We start from the raw sequence: 14,627 nt of genomic DNA on the forward strand, positions 1-14,627 counted from the left end.
CGCAGGTGCCGACGTTTCAGGCTTCAAGGCCGACCGCAAGACGCAGGACGCGGTGATCCGCAACCTGGAAGTCATTGGCGAGGCCTGCAACAACGTCACCAAGAATCAGCCAGACTTCGCTGCGCAACGTACAACCGTGCCTTGGGGCTTTGCCTATGAAATGCGCAATGCACTGGCGCACGGCTACTTCAACGCGTAGACCTCGTAATCGTCTGGCAAACCATCCAGAACGATCTGCCGGAACGCACTCTTGCGGCAGATACCGGCGCTTCGTTGAATTGACGGGGTTTATAGGCCGCACCACCACCGCAAAAACTCAGCCAAGCCGCCCTGACTCCGTCGCCCAAGGCGCTGCAAAAGGCATTGGTGCAGTCAGCCCAACAAGCGCAGCGCCTGGCGAGATGCCTTTGGCATCAAAGTGCCAAAGCCTCAAGCCCAAAGCTACCCACAGCAGTTCCCGCAGAGCCGGTTAAGTCGTCTGGTGCTGCCCAGCTTGCGGCTGTTCAATCGCACCCCCATGCGGCCACCGGCGATCCTCCACTTCTAGTTCGAAGAACTGGCGAAACCAAACCAGCTTACTTCGTCAAAGACACCGCGCTGGACGAAGCGATGCGCAGCAAGATGGGCCCCACGCTGGAAGCCGCAGCGCGCTGTGAGTTGTTTGCCTGAAGCGCTACGGCTGAGGGGCGGCTGGCGGAGATATTGGTGTTGGACCAGTTCTCGCGCAACATCTTCCGCGACACACCGCGCGCTTTTTGCGCAAGACGCGCTGGCGCTGGTATTGGCGCAGGAGAGGGTGGCCGGCAGGGCTTTACGACCAACAGCTTGCGCCCGCGCAGCGCGCAGCTGCCTACATGCCCTATATGAACAGCGAGTCGCTGGTGGTGCACGCGAGAGGCGGTGCGGCTGTTTGCGCAGCCTGGCAAAGAGAACAACCTGAGCTTTGAGCTGCGCCACAAAGCCATCATTGACCGCTTGACCCGCTACCCCCACCTGCTGGCAACGCCATCCTGGGCCGCACCTCCACGCCTGAAGAACTGGCCTTTCTGAGCGAAGGCCCGGGTCTTCGTTCAAAGATTGCGGCAATCAAATTGCTGAACTCTTTTGGTAGCTTCTTGCGCATACTCCATATGGGCTAGAGGTCGATTTGACACATAAATTGCCTGCTCCGTTAAACTCCAGCCTATGCCCGTCCAAGCCATTCAATCCCCCGCCGTACTAAGCGACCGCCCGCGACTTCGCGCGACGCGTGGCTTTGAGCGGCGCAGCCGCGAACACCCTGCTGTTTAGTAGCCAAGCGCGCGGCAACGCACACCTAGGAAGCGACACCGACGTGGCCGTTCTGCTTCATGGCCAGCCAGGCGACTTTGTGGCAACCAAAGCTGGCGCTGGACGACGTGGCCTATGACGTACTGCTGGACTCCGGCATTCGCATCCAACCCCTGCCTATCTGGGAAGGCGAATGGGCGCACCCAGCGCATTACAGCAACCCGCGTTTGCTGGAGAACATCGCTCGCGAAGGACTAGCACTTTGACACCACAAGAGTTGATGGCCAAGGCAGACAGGGCGCTTGCCTCCGCCAAACTCTTGCTAGACAGTGGTGATGTGGATGGTGCCTGCAATCGGGCCTATTACGCGATGTTTTGATGCCGCGAGGGCAGCGCTGCTTTCCATCAATGCTCCTGTCCCGGCAGAAGTGGCACTTACCCACAGCGACCTGATTGCCGCTTTCAGCCTGCATCTGGTCAAAACCGGCAAAGTTGCAATAGAGCATGGCCGCTCGCTGAACAAGGTAGAAGACCTGCGCCTGATTGCCGACTACCGGGGAGGGCCCGTGACGCTGGAGAACGCAGCCTGGGCTTTTGGAGCAGGCCAGCTATTTTCTGATCGCCGTACAGTCACTGCAAAGCAAAGACCAACCTTAATCTCGATTTTCGAGCGTTTGGTTTGCTACGCTTTTAGTAGCTGCTCGGGCGGATTCCACGGGAACCAGAGCCACTCTTCTCCCATACTTCAGGCATCCTGCTTCCAAACCAGCCACCAGCCCCCCAACGCCTGCCATGCAAAACCCTCCCGCACAGCCTGGTTGGCTACAGACCGTTTCGACCGGCTGGGCGGCCAGGGCGCCGGTTCCCTTCTTCAACAACCGGCCCGCCCGCATCACGGGCTTGCAGTGGCTGCTGCTGATGGCGGCAGTGGTGGCGGGCTCGCTGGTTGTCACGCTGCCCATTCCCTGGCCTTGGTTGCCGGTGGGCAGGGTGGTGCCGGCGGTGCTGCTGGCGGTCATTCCGCTGTGGGCACTGCGGCGGGTGGCTCCTGCGCATTGGACGTGTCTGTTTGCCAAGGTCCGCGCGCGTGATGTGCTGTGGATGGTGGCCTTTGCGCTGCTCAACATCGTGGTCACGGTGCTGGTGGGTCTGGCGCTCAAGTCACAGATGGCCGAGGCGCCCAACCCGGGCACGGCGATGCTGCAGTCCGCCAGCGCCTGGGAGCGCGTTGCCATCTTTGCCAACATGGCGCCGCAGTTGCTGGGGGAAGAGCTGATCACCATCCTGCCCTTTTTGGCGCTGATGGCGCTGTTCACCCAGCGCTGGGGCGCGAGCCGCAAGGTGGCGCTGGTGGGCGCTTGGCTGGTGTCTGCCACGCTGTTTGGGCTGATGCACCTGCCCACCTATGGCTGGAATGTGGTGCAGTGCCTGGCCATCATCGGCACGGCCCGCTTGGTGCTGACGCTGCCCTGGATCATGACCAAGAACCTGTGGGTGTCTACCGGTGCGCACATCATCAACGACTGGACGCCTGTTTGGGCTGGGGCTGCTGAGCGGAGGGGCGGCTTTATTGGGTCAGCCGGGAAATTTGCTCTAAGTTTGGTCTGACTCTTGCTGCGTTTTTAGTAGCTGCCTGCGCAATATCTACGGGCGCTATAGGCATATTTCTCTTAAATATGGTAACAGCGCGCTCTATACTGGCGCATGCCTCCAGCCAGTCCCAGCGTCCGCCCACCCTCACCCCGCACCTCGTGCGCGCGCTGACGCTCAACCCGGCAGACCACCCGCGGGGGGTGGCGCACTGGAGTGCGGCCAGCGGCCTGGTGCGCGTGGGGGAGCGGCTGTTTGTGGTGGCGGACGATGAGCTGCACATGGCGGTGTTTGACAGCGGCGCAGTGGATGCGCCCGGCACACTGCTGCGGCTGATGGAGGGCGACTTGCCGCGTGACAAGGGCGCGCGCAAAAAAGCCAAGCCCGACCTCGAAACCCTGGCCCTGCTGCCGCCCCTGCCGGGCTGCTCCCACGGGGCCCTGTTGGCATTGGGGTCCGGCTCCAAGCCGCAGCGCCAAACCGGTGTGCTGCTGGCGCTGGATGCACAAGGCGCACCCAGTGGGCAGCCACGCCTGGTCGACTTGGCGCCGCTGTACGCGCCGCTGCACACGCACTTTGCAGACCTGAACATCGAAGGCGCGCTCAAAGTGGGCGACGACTTGCTCTTGCTGCAGCGGGGCAACAAGGGCCACGCGCTTAGCGCCTGCATTCGCTACGCGTGGAGCCACCTGGCCCCGTGGCTGGCAGGCCAGCAGCCCGAGCCGCCCAGCCCCCGCGAGGTGCAGGCCATGAACTTGGGCGCGGTGGACGGCGTGCCCCTGAGCCTGACCGACGGCACACCACTGCACGGCGGCGCCTGGGCCTTTGCGCCGTGGCCGAGAGCACGGACGACAGCTACCACGACGGCGCCTGCGTAGGCTCGGCCATTGGCATCGTCACCCCCCAGGGCCAGATAAGCCATCTGCACCTTCTGACCGGCGCCCCCAAGGTCGAAGGCATTGCCGCCCAAGCCACAGAGAGCGGCTGGCAAATCACCCTGGTAACCGACCCGGACGAGCCCAGCACGCCCGCGCAGATGCTGCAAACGCAGCTGGCGGCGTAGCCAAAGCCAAGACAACCCGCGACATGGCGCGCCGTAAACACCACCACGTCTATGTGATTGAGCTGCACAAAGACGTGCTGCTGGAGCCACGCTTTCGCAAGAACAACCCGGGCTATGTGGACGGCAAGCCCTGCGTGTATGTAGGCATGACCGGGCTGGACCCGGATGTGCGCTTTGACAAGCACAAGGCCGGCATCCAGGCCAACCGCTTTGCCCAGCAATACGGCCTGCGCCTGCTGCCCGACCTGTACGAAGGCTTTAACCCCATGCACTACCAAGACGCGGTGGACAAGGAGATCGAGGTGGGCATCGACCTGCGGTCTGCCGGGTTTGGGGTGTGGCAGGCTTAGGGCATTGGCCTCAGATTGCTACGCTTTTAGTAGCTGCTTGCGCATATTCCACAAGGGCTAGCAGTGCTTTTCATTCATAAACCACGTTAACCATGCCCCCAACCCCGAAGTTCATCCACCTGCCCGATGTCCGGTTGTCCGGCCCGTTGCAGCTATTGCCCGTAAACGCCGATGTGCTGGCCGTCCACACAGCAGATGGCGCACACGTGGGTTCGCTAAAAAAAATTGGCGCGGTCTGGAAGTTCAAGGCCATGGGCTACGACGAAGCTGGTGGCATGGAACCGGGCGGCGGGCCGCTGACCGACCGGCACAACACGGTGTTTGCCGAGCCCGATGCAGCCGAGGTAACGGCGCGATTGCTACATCTTTAGGAGCTGCTTGCGCACTATCCACGGCGGCCAATGCCCTTTTTGGCACATAAATCAGGCGCGCCGCTAAACTGTGCCCTGGTGTGGCCAAGCGGCCTTGTAAACTCTCGCCCTTTTGTCCGCCCGGAACCGGAAACAAGCATGCCCAAAACCAACAACAAACCTTTCGTCATCGGCGTCGCAGGCGGCAGCGGCAGCGGCAAGTCCACGGTGACGCGGGAGGTGCTGGCCTCCATCGGGCCGGAGATGGCGTCGGTGGTCTACCAGGACGACTACTACCTGGACCAGACCCACCTCTCGCCCGAAGAGCGCGTCAAGACCAATTACGACCACCCCGATGCCTTCGACTGGCCGCTGATGGTGCAGCAGGTGCAGGCCCTGCGCCGTGGCGAAGCCATCGACATGCCGACCTACGATTTTGTGAAGCACAACCGCGCGCCCACCACGGTGGTGGTGAACCCGGCGCCGGTGATTGTGGTGGAGGGTTTGTTTGCGCTGTTCGACCCCGAGCTGCGCAAGATGATGTCGCTGAAGATTTTTGTGGATACGGCGCCGGATGTGCGCTTCATCCGCCGCTTGCAGCGTGACATTTCCGAGCGCGGGCGCAGCGCCGAGAGCGTGATTGCGCAATACCTGGAAACGGTGCGCCCCATGCACAAGCAGTTCATCGAGCCCACCAAGCGGCATGCCCACGTGATCTTGCCGCACGGCGCCAACGACCCGGCGGTGGACATCATCACCACCAAGGTGAAGACGCTGATCCGCGACCTGGAACGCGGCTAACGCCCCCGCCATGGCCGAGCCGCTGGTTGCCCAATATGGACCCGATGTGCCCCGCGCCATTGCGCGCATGGTGGCAGCGGTGCACCGGCGCTTTGACACCAATGCCTTTTTGCACGATGCGCTGAACGGCTACGAGGCGCTGGCGCTCATGCCGCGTGGCAAACACATCGCGCGGGCGCTGCAGCGGCATTTGCCGCAAGACTATGCGCAGGCGCTGCCCATTGTGCTGGCATCGGCCGAGCAGCCGCACGGGCGCGATCCGGATCTCTCCCTGGCGTCATTTTTGTACCTGCCGCACACGGTGTTTGTGGCGGAGTTTGGGCTGGGGCATTTTGAGTTGTCGATGCAGGCGCAGCACGCGCTGACGCAGCGCTTTACCGCAGAGTTCAGCATTCGCCCCTATTTGCAGCAGCACCCAGATGCCACGCTGGCGCGGCTGATGGCGTGGACGCAAGACGAGAGTGAGCATGTGCGCCGCCTGGTGTCCGAGGGCACGCGGCCCCGGCTGCCGTGGGCATCACGTCTGCCCGCCTTCCAGCGTGACCCGGCCCCGGTGCTGGCACTGCTGGAAAAGCTGAAGGACGACCCGGCGCTGTACGTGCGCCGCTCGGTGGCCAACAACCTCAACGACATTGGCAAAGACCACCCCGCCCTGCTGGCCCACACGGCCCAGGCATGGCTGCAGGGCGCCACGCCCGAGCGGCGCTGGATCGTGAAGCACGCACTGCGCAACGCGGTCAAACGCGGCGAGGCCGGTGCGCTGGCGGCGCTGGGCTTTGGAGCAACGGCCAACGTGGCGGTTGGCCAGCCGGCCATCACACCACCACGTGCAGTGATGGGCGGATCGCTGAACGTGGCCTTTGACGTCACCAACACCACGGCCCAGCCCCAACAGGTGCTGGTGGACTTTGCGGTGCACTACGTCAAAGCCAATGGCCAGGCGCGGGCCAAGGTGTTCAAGCTCAAAACGCTGGACTTGGCCGCACACGAAACCCAACGCGTGGGCAAAAAAATCTCACTGGCCGACATGACCACCCGTAAACACTACCCCGGCCACCACCGGGTAGACGCCATCCTCAACGGCCGCGCGCAGGCGCTGGGCGCATTTGATTTGACCCCCGGCTAAAAAGAGTGAAGTACTGGCGCAGCCTGCGCCCAGCGGGCCTTGGATGCAGACTAATTGAGCGCTTCTTCCGGTGCAATGTGGCTCTCCATCAATGCCACAAAAGAAACGACGTAGCTCCAAACATCGGTCTTGTTCTTACACCGCGCCCCGCGTGTCCCCAATCAGATCACTGTTTCGGACTCGCTGTCCAAAAGAGGGTGCTCAAGGTCAGCGGGTTGAACGCACGACTCTGGTTCATCTCCAGATATCCGTTGTCCATGTTCCAACGCAACACTGCACCACGTTCGTCCCCCACAACACCTGCATTTTGAGAAGCGCCATATTTCAATTTGAGGGATCTCAGCCACGCGCCGTGCTTCCACCACGGGACATGCACGACCACGTGCGCGAGCCTGCCCTTGTTCAAAAAAGCCAGCAGTGCCAGGGCCGCACGACGATCTGCGCTATCAATGTTGCTGTAGCACAGGCGGTCTCCAAGTGTGCTGGTTTCCGCAACGCAATTCAGAGGAACACCTTCAAAGTGCTGGCGCAAGGCGGCCTCATCCATTTGGGAAGATAGTTCGCCAATCCGCAAACTGACATCCGGCGATTTTTCGCGGAAATAGGTCGTGTACATGTGCAAGTCTTCGCGAGCATCCAACAGCATCAGCCCCAGTGCGGCAAATGCAATGGCCAATGCAACCAGTATCCAACGGGGCATTTCCTTATCCATGGTCTTCCCTCTTCCATTCATGAATTCTTATTTGCTGAGTTCCGGCATGAGACCCGAGGAGACTTCGTATGCACCCCACACTGACTCACGCATACGGTTGGCACGTACGTATGTCGCAGGTGCGCCGCCGAAACGCACGGCACAGTAGTCCTCCATGGCATGCCGCAGCCACTTCTTTGCCAGAGGAGGCATCTCGCTGGCGCTGATCACATATTCGCGAATGGATTGCCCGGCTAGCATGTGATGCCCGTGGGTGCGAAGGCACCATTTCAGTGACCACGCGGATAGCTGCATGGACCGCAACGGATACCGGCGGGCCAGCAGTCGCGCCATGCTCAAGGTAATCACCATACCCACCCGGTAGCGCCGACGCCACAGCCAATAGCCCAGCAGGCACAGCACCAAGGCCAGCAGCAAAGCCATGAGCCAATCGAACAGCTGCTGCGCTGTGAGTTTGAATTTTTGGACTTGAATGGTCGGATCGGTGTCGGAATTTTTGGGGCCCTTGGCTCCCCGACCCGGCTCATCACCCAAGGCGCTAAGCACCCACTCGCTAGCTCCGAGCACAGCGCCCAGAGCATTGCGCTGCCACTGGGGAATAGAAGCATCTTTGAGCGACGATCGCATCTCTTTGAGCATGCCCTGCCACCGCTCCAAGGTGCCACCGGGCTGTGGCTGGCCGGAGGCGTCCGGTGCTCCGGCGGAATCGTTGCCGCCTGCCCCGTTGCCACCCCCTTGGCCGCCGTCCTGGTTGCCGCCACCTGCTGGCGTGGTGAATATGCCCGGCGTATCAGTACCCGGTGGCAGGAAGCCGAAACCCAGTGTGGATGGGCGTGGCATAAACAAAAACAACAAGGCAGTCAGCAAGAGTGCAGTGCTGAGAAAGCCACCAGTCATCCACAGCTTGATCCACCGCGAAACAGGGTTGCCGGCGGCATGCTCCCACGCCAATGCCAAGGCGCCGAAGGCCCATGCGGGGCCAAGATAGATCCACAACGTCCAGTCCGCGTTGCCGTGGGTACCGGCCATGAAGCTCACCGAGAAGATCACTATGAGGGTGAAATAAAAGTCCCGTTTGGTACGCATCACAGCTGCTCGCGCTCCCATCACCACCATCATCAGCAGACAGACCCAGCGCAGCATGTTGAACATGAGGAATCCGGGGAACACCGCCAGCAAGCCACCCACGGATCCCATGATGACCCACTGAATTTGCCCACCAGTTCCCCGAGGCTTCAGTGCATGCAAGGCACCTGCGCCGAATCCGAACAAAGCCCACATTACCCAAAGTGTGCCTTCGAGGCCAAAGTGGCCATAACGCCTGTCGAGATAAGAAAAAGACAATCCGACAAACGCATAGGAAAGTCCGGTGAGGATGAGCACGCCACGGCTTTGCAGCGGTGGGGAGTCGTCTGCTGCTGCGGGTAATGTTGGTGCGCTTACCGCCATGTGGACTCCAATACGGTGGCAAAGCCGGCCTCCGTCATGGCCTTTTGCAGTGCCAGCGCCTGGGGCATTTGAATGCCCGAAGGGCTGCGCCCGGGGGCAATGCACACCACAGCATGGCAACCGCGTGCCGCAATGGGGTGCAAGTGCGCCAACAGCTGGGCTGCCGGGTAATCACAGGCCACGACTACTGCCAATTGCTCGCCCGGCGCGACTTCTTGCGCCAACTGGTTCAGTGTGCTTTGCAGGCCCACAGTAGGCACGGCTTCGGCCAAAGCATGGCGCAGCGCCATTCCATCGTGGACTTTCATAGCCTCCGGCGACAGGTACAAAAACAGCTGCGCGCCATGGGCCAGAGCGGTGTCACCTACGCCGGTGGCTACACGCACCACGTTTTCACCGGCCGACTCGGCGTCGCCCAGAACCGGCTCACGGGGCAGGTCCATCACCAGGCGCAGGCGGATGCTGCCGCTTTGCTGGAAGTGCTGAATCACCAGCTCCCCGGCTCTGGCCGACGCACGCCAGCTCACGCGGCCGACCGATTCACCGTGCTGGTATGGCCGCAGCATGCCCAGCTCAAAAGACTGTCCCATGCGTCGGGTGGTTAACTCACCCAGCGGGTCATCCGCAATATCCCACGGCAGCGGCCACTGCACAGCTTGCGCCAAGGGCAGCACTCGGACCTGGATGTCAGGGCGCGACAGGCTGTGCTGCGCACGCATCAAGCCCAAAGGGAAACCGCTGGACATGCGCACGGCCACCAGTTCGTAATGCCCCCGGCATGGAAAACGCACCAATTGCCCCAAAGCTGCTGCCTGCTTGGCACGGATGACCGGCACCGTTTGCTTGAGGATGATGCGGCGGGACGCCCATTCCCACTCGGTTTCGATGTCCACCATGAAGGCAGGCCAAGGTGCTGTGCGCCGGACCAGCAGGCCCATGTCGCACGCCTCACCTTCTTGTACCTCTTGGTCGAACACGCCACCAAACTGAATGCTCATGGTCCGTAATGACAACCAAGGCACCAGAAAGCCGAGCATGCTCACTACTGCAAGCATCAGGAACATGCCGAAGACCATGGGTTCGTGGCGGTTGAAGGCGGCAATCAGCAGGACGCCGCACAGCCCGAGCAACACCCTCGACTTGGTAAGCCAACGTTCCATGGCGTGACTTATTGCGGAGTGGCTTGGCTCTGGAGGATTTCCTGGATCAGTGCTTCGGCACTCTTGCCCTTGGCACCCTGGGTTTGCACGATGATTCGGTGCGCCAAAACAGGCACGGCGACCTCGCGCACGATGGCGGGGTCCACATACGGCAGGCCGCGAATGCAGCTCAGTGCGCGGGCCATGCGTGCCAGCCCCAGCGTGCCACGTGGACTGGCACCAAAGCGAATCGCTGGATGCTTGCGGGTAGCCCCAACAATGGCTGCCATGAAGTTGGCAACCTCCGGAGTAACCGACACTTCGCGGGAGCCTGCGGCCAGACGCGCAAACATTCCGGGCGGACAGACGGATTGCAGGCGGCTGATGGGATGCGAGAACTGCTGCGAAGCAACCAAGTCAGCCTCAATGGCTGCATCGGGGTAGCCCAGCGACAGGCGAATCAAAAACCGGTCCAGCTGTGCCTCGGGCAGCGGATAGGTGCCCGCCATGTCGATGGGGTTTTGTGTTGCCAACACGGTAAACGGCGCTGGCAGCGGAATGGTCTGCCCGTCCAGGGTGATCTGACCTTCCTCCATGCACTCCAGCAGTGCCGACTGGGCGCGCGGGTTTGCGCGGTTGATTTCGTCGGCCAACACAATGTTGGCGAACACCGGTCCTGGGCGCAGGGTGAAGCTGCCATCCTTGGGGTTGTAAACCGGGCCACCCACGATGTCAGAGGGCATCAGGTCGGCGGTGAACTGCACCCGTTTAAAGGACAGCCCCACCGACACAGCCAGTGCGCGGGCCAGCATGGTTTTCCCCAAACCGGGGACATCCTCGATCAGCACATGCCCGCCGGCCACGGCGGCCGCCAGAGCCAGTTCTACCTTTGGCCGCTTGCCTTGCAGCACTTTTTCAATGTTCTGAACAATCGCCTGCGCGAGTTGCGCAGAATGCTTGGGCGTCCAGGCGCCCGCCATGTCTTGAGCCATTCTTCTACTCCCTGTTTTGGCAAATTCTAACGGGCGGGAGAGGGGGCCATTTGCTACTTTTTTGGTAGCTTTGGGCGCCTATATCAAGGCTTTGGATGGCTTTTTTTCGTCACAAACTCCAGCGCCGCACACACGGCAGCCACTTGCGCTGCAATACATTGCGCGGGCGTGGCGCGGGGGCTGTCGGGGTAGACCTCGGTGGTGCTGGTGTAGCGCGCGCCGCTGATGCTGGCGCACAGGCCCAGCTCGGCCATGGCGTAGTGGATGACGCCGTGTGCCACCATCGGCGAGCCAATGAGGCTGCCCTGCGCATCCGCCGGGGCGATGTGGGTGACGCGCTGCACGGCGTCGATGATGGCCTGCTGAAATGCGGGCTGCGGGTTGGCGCTGTCGTCCACCAGGTAAAAGCCGTCCGGGATGGTGCCGGGCTCAAACGGTTTGCTATCGCGCGCGGCCACGGCCGGGCGGTATTCGCTTTCGTCGGTGTCAGTGGTTTCGTGCAGGTCGATGTGGGCAGCAATGTGCCCGCGCAGCGGTGCCACCAGGCGCAACAGCGCTGCACTCTCCTGCGCGGGGCTGTCCTCGCGGAAGTTGCGGTTGGGGTCCAACGCATCAAAGTTCCAGCGCTGGATGCGCTCGTAGGCCCAGGGGCTTACACACGGCGTCACCAGCAGGTTCACGCGGCCGGCATAAGCCGCCGCATGTGCTTCCAAGAAATGCAACGCGCCGTGCACGCCACTGGTCTCATAGCCATGCACACCTCCGGTCACCAGCACGGTGGGCAAAGTAGCATCCCACGCGCGGCTGCGGATGGCCATGAGCGCAAAGTGCTCGTCTGCATACGCTACCTGGCCGTAGGTCTGCACATCAAACCGGTCGCGCAAACGATCCACCACCGTCAACACATCGTCGGCATAACTGCGCTGGCGCACCTGGCGCGCACGCCACTGGGCGCGCTCGGCGGGGCCCCACGCCTGACCGGGGCTGCCTATTGGGTAAAAGTAGGAGGTTTGCATAGGAGCAGCATGGTACATGGGCCACAACTTGCTCCTGTATTTGTAGCTGCTTGCGCAATATCCATAAGCACTCTAGGTACTTTTAATGCACAGCCTTTAACAGAAACCTGCTGCCCGATTGGGACTGACTTCTACCGCCACATGCTGGCCATGGCCATGGCCATGGCCATCCACCACCGGCGGCCTGTGGATCAGCACCGATGCGGCACTGTGATCTGTGTCTTGACTTACCCCACTTTCCAGTAACCCCACCGCCGGCGGTGTATTCAGCGGGTGGTAACGTCCCGCCCCTTGTTGTCTTACTCTCTGGAACCTGATCCCATGTTGTTTACCCCCCTGCAAGTTGGCGCGCTGACCCTTCCCAACCGTTTTGTACTGGCCCCACTCACCCGCACCCGTGCGGGCACCGAGCACCTGCCCAACGACCTGATGGCTGAGTACTACGCGCAGCGTGCCAGCGGCGGCCTCCTGATTACCGAATGCACCATGGTGACTGAGGGCACCTCGGCCTTCGTCGCCGAGCCTGGCGTCTACTCCGCAGAACAGATCGAAGGCTGGAAGAAAACGACAGCAGCCGTGCACGCCAAGGGCGGGCGCATCTTCATGCAGATCTGGCACGCCGGCCGTGCCGCACACCCCGACATCAACGGCGGCCAGCGTACTGTGTCCAGCAGCGCTACCGCCATTGAAGGCGAGATCCACACGCCTGCCGGCAAAGTGCCGCACGCCGTTCCCCACTCGCTAAGCACCGATGAGATTGCCACCATCGTGGCGGCCTTTGCCCAGGGCGCGAAGAACGCCATCGAAGCCGGGTTTGACGGGGTAGAAGTGCACGGCGCCAATGGTTACCTGATTGACCAGTTCTTGCGCGACGGCTGTAACCAGCGCACCGATGGCTATGGTGGCTCCGTGGAAAACCGTGCGCGCTTTTTGTTGGAGGTGCTGACGGCGGTGAGCGCCGCCATTGGCTCGGAGCGTGTGGGCCTGCGCCTGTCGCCACTGAACAGCTTCAACAGCATGAAGGACAGCGACCCCGTGGGACTGACCGGCTACCTGGCCGAGAAGCTCAACCACTTCAAGCTGGCCTATCTGCACCTGATGCGCGCAGATTTCTTCGGCGTGCAAAAGGCCGACGTGATGGCGGTGGCCCGCGAGAAATACAAGGGTGTGCTGATCGGCAACATGGGCTACAGCGCTGAAGAGGCTGAGCAGGCGATCAAAGAAGGCAAACTGGATGCGGTGGCATTTGGCAACAGCTACATCGCCAACCCCGACCTGCCAGAACGTGTGAAGGCCGGGGCGGCACTCAATGTGCCTGACAGCAGCACCTACTACACGCCCGGTGCCAAGGGCTACACCGATTACCCCACGATATAAGGGGGGAGCGGCTGGGGCCGCCCCTGCGAAGGCTTACAGGCCTTCGTGGCGGTCGGCAGCGGCGAACAGGTCGTTCGCAAATTCAGGGTCGGTGCTCTGGATTTGTGCTGCATAGGTGCGCAACTCTTCGGCTTCTTGGTACGCCGTCTTGGCGACAGCGGTCTTGGTGCCCAAAGCCGCTTGCCACAGAGCCACAGCCAAGGCCTGACCTGCTGCCAGCAGGGCTTGCAGAGACGCACCCACGGTGGGCTGGCTACTGGAAGGCAGGGTGAGGCGGTTCAGAGTGGTGCTGGCCATGGTGGGCTCCTTGAAAGTAAAAACAACTGATGTTGCACTGCAGTATAGGGTAAACCCTATACATCAATCAAGGGTTTACCCTAGCTCCATGTTGCTTTAGTTAGACAGTCCGCCCTAAGTCGGCATCAGCGCAAGCGCTCCACCCGGTAACCTTTGTCGGCCAGCATACGCACCACGCCGTCGCTGCCCACCAAGTGCAGCGCGCCCACCACCACCAGGGCCCGTGCGCCAGCCTTCTTGCCATCCAGCAGGGCCTGCAACTGGGGCAACCAGGCACGGTTGCGGTCCACGATAAGGCGGGTGTAGAGCGCTGGAAACCGCGCCCGCAAATCGGCCAAGCTCTCGCGCTCCAGCGCATTGGCGTCCCCCTCGCGCCAGGCGCGGTGCAGGGTGTCGGTTTGGCCCGGCATGTCCTGCAGGTCGATCAAGGTCTCCGCCAGAAAATCTCCCTGGGTGGCGGTATCCAGGCCGTCGAGCAGCTGGATTTGCGCATCCGCCGTCTCCAGACCCCAGGTCGGTTTTTGGCTGCGGGCAGCGGCCTGCATCAGGTGCTGGTCCAACCCCAATGCGGGAGAAAAGCCCAGTTTCTGGAACTCCGCCAGCGTCAAGGCCAGGGCAACAAACCAGGGCTTGAAAGGCTGCAGCGGCTCCAACGGCATACCGGTCTTGGCCGCATAGGCACGCAACGCAGCCCAGGTTTTGGGGGGCAGCGCCTGCTGCAAACTCCGGCCATCGTTGCGCAGGGCGGCGCGGCTCATCCGGTCGGCCAGGTCGGCCGACTCCATCTCCTGCGGCGACACCTCGAAGTACAGCTGCTGTACGTCCGCAAACGCGGCATCCACGCTGGGCGCCAGCGGATAGTCTGTGGGCTTGAGCAGGTGAAAGGAGCCCAGCAGGTACATGCTGTTGGAGCCACTGCTCACCTTCCACAGCAGCGGCACGGGGGCCTGGGCCCATGCCAGGCCCGCGCACAACACCAGCCACCAGGTCAACACCAGTTTTTTCATCTCTCTTCCTTGGGTGGTTCAAAACGCAAAGGCTGCACTGTAGTACGGGGCGCGTCGCCCCCGGCCTGCAAAAAAAACTTACCCCGTGC

General features: G+C 62.0%; 18 protein-coding genes and 1 pseudogene. 12 read left to right on the forward strand and 7 right to left on the reverse strand.

Features of this window, described 5'->3' with window-relative positions; genetic code table 11:
• From U5O12_RS06595 to U5O12_RS06650, 11 genes and pseudogenes are all read left to right on the forward strand, one after another.
• Positions 1 to 199, forward strand: a 199-nt coding sequence (locus tag U5O12_RS06595; RefSeq protein ID WP_322577864.1) for a DUF86 domain-containing protein, incomplete at its 5' end; no start/stop codon positions are given.
• 506 nt (positions 200 to 705) lie between these two features.
• On the forward strand, positions 706 to 867 hold the full coding sequence (locus U5O12_RS06600; RefSeq protein ID WP_322577865.1) for a hypothetical protein: 162 nt from the start codon (positions 706 to 708) through the stop codon (positions 865 to 867).
• Positions 868 to 900: 33 nt separating this feature from the next.
• Positions 901 to 1,050, forward strand: a complete 150-nt coding sequence (locus U5O12_RS06605) for a hypothetical protein (protein ID WP_322577866.1) — start codon at positions 901 to 903, stop codon at positions 1,048 to 1,050.
• Between the two features lie 317 nt (positions 1,051 to 1,367).
• Positions 1,368 to 1,535, forward strand: coding sequence for a nucleotidyltransferase (locus tag U5O12_RS06610; RefSeq protein WP_322577867.1), 168 nt, complete (start codon positions 1,368 to 1,370; stop codon positions 1,533 to 1,535).
• A complete protein-coding gene (locus U5O12_RS06615) occupies positions 1,532 to 1,648 on the forward strand; it encodes a HEPN domain-containing protein (RefSeq protein ID WP_322577868.1) in 117 nt (38 codons plus the stop codon). Before U5O12_RS06610 ends, U5O12_RS06615 begins: the two co-directional genes overlap by 4 nt.
• Before the next feature lie 413 nt (positions 1,649 to 2,061).
• A complete protein-coding gene (locus U5O12_RS06620) occupies positions 2,062 to 2,877 on the forward strand; it encodes a CPBP family intramembrane glutamic endopeptidase (protein WP_322577869.1) in 816 nt (271 codons plus the stop codon).
• 68 nt (positions 2,878 to 2,945) lie between these two features.
• Positions 2,946 to 3,922 (forward strand): annotated as a pseudogene (locus U5O12_RS06625) (DUF6910 family protein).
• Positions 3,923 to 3,945: 23 nt separating this feature from the next.
• Positions 3,946 to 4,272 (forward strand): hypothetical protein, encoded by a 327-nt coding sequence (locus U5O12_RS06635; RefSeq protein ID WP_322577872.1) that lies wholly within the window; start codon positions 3,946 to 3,948, stop codon positions 4,270 to 4,272.
• A gap of 92 nt (positions 4,273 to 4,364) precedes the next feature.
• Positions 4,365 to 4,643, forward strand: a complete 279-nt coding sequence (locus U5O12_RS06640; RefSeq protein WP_322577873.1) for a hypothetical protein — start codon at positions 4,365 to 4,367, stop codon at positions 4,641 to 4,643.
• A 138-nt stretch (positions 4,644 to 4,781) separates the two neighbouring features.
• Complete coding sequence (udk, locus tag U5O12_RS06645) at positions 4,782 to 5,423, forward strand: uridine kinase (protein WP_322577874.1); 642 nt, start codon at positions 4,782 to 4,784, stop codon at positions 5,421 to 5,423.
• Positions 5,424 to 5,433: 10 nt separating this feature from the next.
• Positions 5,434 to 6,549 carry a DNA alkylation repair protein gene (locus U5O12_RS06650; RefSeq protein WP_322577875.1) on the forward strand — a complete coding sequence of 372 codons (1,116 nt, stop codon included), beginning with the start codon at positions 5,434 to 5,436 and terminating at the stop codon, positions 6,547 to 6,549.
• Positions 6,550 to 6,715: 166 nt separating this feature from the next.
• Here the strand turns inward: U5O12_RS06650 and U5O12_RS06655 are convergent, their stop codons facing one another.
• The 5 genes from U5O12_RS06655 to U5O12_RS06675 form a co-directional block, all read right to left on the reverse strand.
• Positions 6,716 to 7,261: a hypothetical protein gene (locus U5O12_RS06655; RefSeq protein ID WP_322577876.1), complete on the reverse strand. Its 546-nt coding sequence runs from the start codon at positions 7,259 to 7,261 to the stop codon at positions 6,716 to 6,718.
• A gap of 27 nt (positions 7,262 to 7,288) precedes the next feature.
• On the reverse strand, positions 7,289 to 8,710 hold the full coding sequence (locus U5O12_RS06660) for a transglutaminaseTgpA domain-containing protein (protein ID WP_322577877.1): 1,422 nt from the start codon (positions 8,708 to 8,710) through the stop codon (positions 7,289 to 7,291).
• Positions 8,701 to 9,870, reverse strand: coding sequence for a DUF58 domain-containing protein (locus U5O12_RS06665; RefSeq protein ID WP_322577878.1), 1,170 nt, complete (start codon positions 9,868 to 9,870; stop codon positions 8,701 to 8,703). The genes U5O12_RS06660 and U5O12_RS06665 overlap by 10 nt, the downstream gene beginning before the upstream one ends.
• Before the next feature lie 8 nt (positions 9,871 to 9,878).
• Positions 9,879 to 10,841 carry an AAA family ATPase gene (locus U5O12_RS06670; RefSeq protein ID WP_322577879.1) on the reverse strand — a complete coding sequence of 321 codons (963 nt, stop codon included), beginning with the start codon at positions 10,839 to 10,841 and terminating at the stop codon, positions 9,879 to 9,881.
• 83 nt (positions 10,842 to 10,924) lie between these two features.
• Positions 10,925 to 11,857, reverse strand: a complete 933-nt coding sequence (locus tag U5O12_RS06675; protein WP_322577880.1) for a M14 family metallocarboxypeptidase — start codon at positions 11,855 to 11,857, stop codon at positions 10,925 to 10,927.
• 321 nt (positions 11,858 to 12,178) lie between these two features.
• Here U5O12_RS06675 and U5O12_RS06680 point away from each other — a divergent pair, with 321 nt between their 5' ends.
• On the forward strand, positions 12,179 to 13,234 hold the full coding sequence (locus U5O12_RS06680) for an alkene reductase (protein WP_322577881.1): 1,056 nt from the start codon (positions 12,179 to 12,181) through the stop codon (positions 13,232 to 13,234).
• A gap of 33 nt (positions 13,235 to 13,267) precedes the next feature.
• Here the strand turns inward: U5O12_RS06680 and U5O12_RS06685 are convergent, their stop codons facing one another.
• Together U5O12_RS06685 and U5O12_RS06690 are read right to left on the reverse strand one after the other, a co-directional pair.
• Entirely contained in the window at positions 13,268 to 13,531 is a 264-nt protein-coding gene (locus U5O12_RS06685; RefSeq protein ID WP_322577882.1) for a hypothetical protein, read from the reverse strand.
• A gap of 125 nt (positions 13,532 to 13,656) precedes the next feature.
• Entirely contained in the window at positions 13,657 to 14,538 is an 882-nt protein-coding gene (locus tag U5O12_RS06690; RefSeq protein ID WP_322577883.1) for a TraB/GumN family protein, read from the reverse strand.
• Positions 14,539 to 14,627 lie beyond the last annotated feature (89 nt).

The organism is Rhodoferax sp., from assembly GCF_034519335.1.
Lineage (GTDB): Bacteria > Pseudomonadota > Gammaproteobacteria > Burkholderiales > Burkholderiaceae_C > Allorhodoferax.

Coding starts and splice junctions, on each gene's coding strand:
- U5O12_RS06620 (WP_322577869.1), top strand. CDS start 2,062: ATGCAAAACCCTCCCGCACAGCCTGGTTGGCTACAGACCGTTTCGACC.
- U5O12_RS06635 (WP_322577872.1), top strand. CDS start 3,946: ATGGCGCGCCGTAAACACCACCACGTCTATGTGATTGAGCTGCACAAA.
- U5O12_RS06640 (WP_322577873.1), top strand. CDS start 4,365: ATGCCCCCAACCCCGAAGTTCATCCACCTGCCCGATGTCCGGTTGTCC.
- udk (WP_322577874.1), top strand. CDS start 4,782: ATGCCCAAAACCAACAACAAACCTTTCGTCATCGGCGTCGCAGGCGGC.
- U5O12_RS06650 (WP_322577875.1), top strand. CDS start 5,434: ATGGCCGAGCCGCTGGTTGCCCAATATGGACCCGATGTGCCCCGCGCC.
- U5O12_RS06655 (WP_322577876.1), bottom strand. CDS start 7,261: ATGGATAAGGAAATGCCCCGTTGGATACTGGTTGCATTGGCCATTGCA.
- U5O12_RS06660 (WP_322577877.1), bottom strand. CDS start 8,710: ATGGCGGTAAGCGCACCAACATTACCCGCAGCAGCAGACGACTCCCCA.
- U5O12_RS06665 (WP_322577878.1), bottom strand. CDS start 9,870: ATGGAACGTTGGCTTACCAAGTCGAGGGTGTTGCTCGGGCTGTGCGGC.
- U5O12_RS06670 (WP_322577879.1), bottom strand. CDS start 10,841: ATGGCTCAAGACATGGCGGGCGCCTGGACGCCCAAGCATTCTGCGCAA.
- U5O12_RS06675 (WP_322577880.1), bottom strand. CDS start 11,857: ATGCAAACCTCCTACTTTTACCCAATAGGCAGCCCCGGTCAGGCGTGG.
- U5O12_RS06680 (WP_322577881.1), top strand. CDS start 12,179: ATGTTGTTTACCCCCCTGCAAGTTGGCGCGCTGACCCTTCCCAACCGT.
- U5O12_RS06685 (WP_322577882.1), bottom strand. CDS start 13,531: ATGGCCAGCACCACTCTGAACCGCCTCACCCTGCCTTCCAGTAGCCAG.
- U5O12_RS06690 (WP_322577883.1), bottom strand. CDS start 14,538: ATGAAAAAACTGGTGTTGACCTGGTGGCTGGTGTTGTGCGCGGGCCTG.